General features: G+C 36.6%; 1 protein-coding gene. It reads left to right on the top strand.

The window, feature by feature from the left end:
• Positions 1-657: 657 nt before the first annotated feature.
• The coding region (locus ACYQZV_RS09035; protein ID WP_459895304.1) for a hypothetical protein at positions 658-1077 on the top strand (420 nt) is incomplete at its 3' end.

Raw genomic sequence — 1077 nt, 5'->3', positions numbered from 1 at the left:
ACCTATCTTCAAGGCCAACTCTTTAGACGAGATAAGAGATATTCTTTCTAAGCATTTTTAGAGAAATTAAATTTTCTAATTTTTCCCTTTCTTTCTATTGATAGACAATATACTTTTGGTATTCTTGCTTACGATACATCAATATTTTGCTGGCATAAAAAATTAAGAAGGTGGGAATACTACGATTTTGATATTTTGGCGTCAGCAAACCATTGACTGGTAAGGAGTTTTAGAGGTAGTTTTCAGAGGGTTAGACGTTTTAGATACTAAATTGACTTTCTTATTTTTTTTTAGAAAATTTCTTTAAATCTTTTGATATATTTTTTGTCCTTGCCGAAGGCTTCCGTTAGGAAGCCAAGGCAAGTTGGGGTTCTTAGGGGTAGTTTTACCCCTAAGTCTGGGGAAGGTTTGGAAGGGGACGAAGTGCCCCTTCCATAGCGATAGCTACTTGTTAAGTGCGACCACGGGCATATAAGAAGCGATAAAACCAGGCTAAAGGTATGGATTGGGGGCGTATACAATGTATACGGAAACGGGGTTTCCGTAAAAAAATTGTTGACAAATTAAACAGCCTGACTATATTTAGTAGTAATTAGGTTATCACGTTTTCCTAAAACGTGGGTTTTACTCTCACCTAAGTAGAGTGTGGGTCTAAACATGAAGCAAGAAATTAATGTTGATATAGTAGTGCATCTACCGATAAGAAAAGCTGTAAAGAGCGTTCTTTGGCAACTCAAACAAGGTATTGGTATGTCCCGTAAGAATATTGAGAAATCCACTGGTAGGCCAAGCCCTTACATTCACTCTTTTTCAACTTATACACGATACGCTGGTATTATGAAAGAATTTGCAGATGATATGAAAAGACAAGGCATAAAAAGGCTTGTGGATGTTCAATACGAGCATGTAAAGGCTTGGTTAGAGCAAAAGACTTCTTATTGCACTGAAAAAACAATGAAAGTAAACATGTGCGCTTTAGAGAAACTCTTTGATATGGTTCGTAGAAATGACATATCAGATAGTATTAGGAAAGATTTTGTAGACATGTATTCAAAGGCTAAAGCAAGCGGTAGAGCC

It is taken from the genome of Hydrogenobaculum acidophilum, assembly GCF_054656715.1.
The sequence above is the reverse complement of the archived record's forward strand: the minus strand, read 5'-3'. Positions and strand labels throughout refer to the sequence as shown.